Genomic DNA, 3,725 nt, shown 5'->3' with positions numbered 1-3,725 from the left:
CTTTTTATAATTAAACTGAAAAAAGGGATGTTTTATCCCTTTTCTTTAGCTAGAAGTTCTTTTTCAAAAGTTTCTTTGATTGCTCTTTCTTTAATTAATTTTAATTTTTGTGAACGGTTGAGTTTATGCTTAAACCACCATTCGCATTTTAAGGCGTGTTTCTTCTCTGAAAATTCAACGGAAGTCAGAAGTTGAAGGGGACGTCGTGCTTTAGTATATTTGGCACCTTTACCAGAGTTATGGGTTTCCAGTCGTTTCGTAACATCGTCTGTATAGCCACAATAAAGCGTATCGTCAGCACAACGTAAAACATAGACAAAATAAGATTTCATGATAAGGCTATTGTACCTTAAAATGTAGTATAATTGAAGTATCTTTATCGAAAATAAGAAATTCAGTCTCAGTAAATATGGGATAGAAGTGAGAAGGGAAGAGTAAATGCCCCAAGATAAAATTGTTATACATGGTGCTCGAGAGCACAATTTAAAAAATATAGATGTTACCATTCCACGTGATAAGTTGGTCGTTGTTACAGGTGTTTCGGGTTCAGGGAAATCTTCTCTGGCTTTTGAGACTTTATATGCTGAAGGACAACGACGTTATGTCGAATCATTATCTGCTTATGCCCGTCAGTTTTTAGGTAATATGGATAAACCAGATGTGGACAGTATTGACGGCTTGTCGCCAGCTATCTCTATTGACCAGAAAACAACTAGCAAAAATCCACGCTCTACTGTTGGAACAGTAACGGAGATTAACGATTATCTCCGTTTACTTTTTGCGCGTGTCGGAAAACCTTTCTGTATCAATGGACACGGAGAAATTTCAGCACAATCGGTTGAAGAAATTGTGGACCAAATCCTCGAATCGCCTGAAAAAACACGCCTACAGATTTTGGCACCAATTGTGCGTGTTAAAAAAGGACAGCATGTTAAAGTTTTTGAGCGTGTGCAAAAAGAGGGCTATGTGCGTGTCCGCGCTGATGGTGAAGTTTACGATGTGACAGAAGCACCAGAGCTTGATAAAAATAAAAAGCACAATATCGAAGTTGTTATTGACCGTATCGTTGTAAAAGAAGGTATTCGTTCACGTTTGTTTGACTCTGTTGAAGCAGCACTTCGTATTGCTGAAGGCTATGTTATTGTGGACAAGATGGATGGGGAGGAACTCCTTTTTAGTGAGTTTTATGCCTGTCCTGTCTGTGGTTTTACAGTTCCCGAGTTAGAACCACGTCTCTTTTCATTTAATGCGCCTTTTGGCTCTTGTCCAGACTGTGATGGTCTAGGGATGAAAAATGAAGTCGATCCTGACTTGATTATTCCTGATGATAGTAAGACCTTACGTGAAGGTGCTGTCACTGCCTGGAATCCTATCTCTTCAAATTACTATCCAACCATGTTGGAATGTGCTAGCCGTGATTTTGGAATTGATATGGATACACCGTGGGCTGACTTGCCGGAAGAACACAAAGATATTATTCTTAATGGTTCTGGTGAGCGTAAATTTCATTTTTACTATGTCGGTGACTTTGGAAATGTGTCTGATAAAGACATGGTTTTCCCTGGTATAATCAATAATATCAACCGTCGTTTCCGCGAAACTTCAAGTGATTATACACGTGAATACCTTCGTGGTTACATGACGGAGTTAACATGTACGACTTGTCACGGCTATCGTTTGAACGATCAAGCCCTTTCGGTTAAGGTTGATGGGAAACATATCGGAGAACTTTCTAACTTAGCTATCGGTGACGAATTAGAGTTTTTAGCTACTCTTACTTTATCTACAAACGATGAAATGATTGCGCAACCTATTGTAAAGGAAATCAAAGATCGCTTATCTTTCTTAAAAAATGTGGGTCTAGATTATCTGACACTTTCACGGGCTTCAGGTACTTTATCAGGTGGAGAATCGCAACGTATTCGTTTAGCAACCCAGATTGGTTCTAACCTTTCAGGTGTCCTTTATATCCTTGATGAGCCATCAATTGGTCTACATCAAAGAGACAATGACCGCTTGATTGAATCCCTCCAAAAAATGCGTGATTTAGGAAATACACTTATCGTGGTTGAGCACGATGAAGATACGATGAAAGCAGCAGATTGGCTGATTGATGTCGGACCAGGCGCTGGAGATTTAGGTGGTGAAATCATTGCTGCTGGTACGCCGAAACAAGTAGCGAAAAATAAAAAATCTTTGACAGGACAATATTTATCAGGAAAACGTTCCATCCCTGTGCCTGCCAAACGCCGTAAAATCGATAAAAAACGTATGGTGAAGGTCACTGGGGCTTCAGAAAACAATTTACAAAATATCGATGCCCAATTTCCTTTAGGGATTATGACAGCTGTAACTGGTGTTTCAGGGTCGGGTAAATCAACCTTGGTTAATTCGATTCTGAAGAAAACCTTGGCGCAAAAACTCAATCATAATTCAGAAAAACCAGGTAAACATAAAAAAGTTACCGGTTATGAAGAAATTGAACGTTTGATTGATATTGACCAATCGCCGATTGGACGTACACCACGGTCAAATCCAGCAACCTATACCTCTGTATTTGATGATATCCGTGGACTCTTTGCCGAAACCAATGAAGCCAAAATACGTGGCTACAAAAAAGGACGTTTTTCATTTAACGTGAAAGGCGGACGTTGTGAAGCTTGTTCGGGTGACGGGATTATCAAGATTGAAATGCATTTTCTTCCAGATGTGTATGTCCCATGTGAAATCTGTCATGGCAAACGCTATAACTCAGAGACTTTGGAAGTACATTACAAAGGAAAAAATATTTCGGAAATTCTTGATATGCGCGTGTCGGATGCTTTAGAATTCTTCCGTCATATTCCCAAAATCGAGAGAAAATTGCAAACTATCGTTGATGTCGGCTTAGGCTATGTTACTTTGGGACAACCAGCTACAACCTTATCTGGTGGTGAAGCCCAAAGGATGAAGCTTGCTTCCGAATTGCAAAAACGCAGTACAGGCAAGAGCTTTTATATCTTGGATGAGCCCACAACAGGCTTGCACAGCGAAGATATCGCCACATTAATTAAAGTTTTGGATCGCCTTGTGGATCAAGGCAATACCATCGTGGTTATTGAACATAATCTTGATGTGATTAAGACCGCTGACTATATTATCGATCTCGGACCAGAAGGTGGTGCTGGCGGCGGAACAATCTTAGCTACAGGCACACCAGAAGAAGTTGCTAAAGTTGAAAAATCTTACACAGGACAGTATTTAAAACAAAAATTATAGTTGACCGGTTTAAAAAGAGCAGACTTCACCTACGCAATAGTTTTTTCAATAATAAGTATTGCTATTGTTAGTGAAAGAGGGATTGCATGAATTAAGAAAATTTTATAAAATATTTAAGTTGGATAGCTACACAATGCCTGTCATCATCATTTACGTATTATCTATTTTACAGATTGCTGATAATTTAAGTATAATGAAAGTAAATCCCATATAAATTTTAGTAGTAGAAATTTGCTGTACTTGTTGGTAGTATATGGTATGGTAAAAAAAAACAAAAAACTTGAAATTAGCAATTGCTAATTTTCTCGGAATAATATTTTGATCAATAGATTTTTTTCTTCTTTATGAAAGAAAAAATTTATTCAGATAATATTTTAAGTAAGTATGACTAGTATTTTTAATTTTATATATCAGAACTATCATAAAATGCTTTTTTATTTTAGGTTCAACCTGTGCTGTTCCAGTGT

At 38.0% G+C, this 3,725-nt stretch carries 2 protein-coding genes; one reads left to right on the top strand and one right to left on the bottom strand.

From position 1 onward, the window contains the following. Positions 1–32 precede the first annotated feature (32 nt). Positions 33–332 (bottom strand): GIY-YIG nuclease family protein, encoded by a 300-nt coding sequence (locus tag LACDD01_RS09025; protein WP_061414577.1) that lies wholly within the window; start codon positions 330–332, stop codon positions 33–35. 106 nt (positions 333–438) lie between these two features. Between LACDD01_RS09025 and uvrA the strand changes: the two genes are divergently transcribed. After that, positions 439–3,258 (top strand): excinuclease ABC subunit UvrA, encoded by a 2,820-nt coding sequence (gene uvrA / locus LACDD01_RS09020; protein WP_061414574.1) that lies wholly within the window; start codon positions 439–441, stop codon positions 3,256–3,258. Positions 3,259–3,725 lie beyond the last annotated feature (467 nt).

Origin of the sequence: Lactococcus sp. DD01 (assembly GCF_001578715.1) — a bacterium.
In the GTDB taxonomy this organism is placed as follows: domain Bacteria; phylum Bacillota; class Bacilli; order Lactobacillales; family Streptococcaceae; genus Lactococcus; species Lactococcus petauri.
Note: the sequence above shows the minus strand (reverse complement) of the source record. Positions and strands in the feature narration are given on the sequence as shown.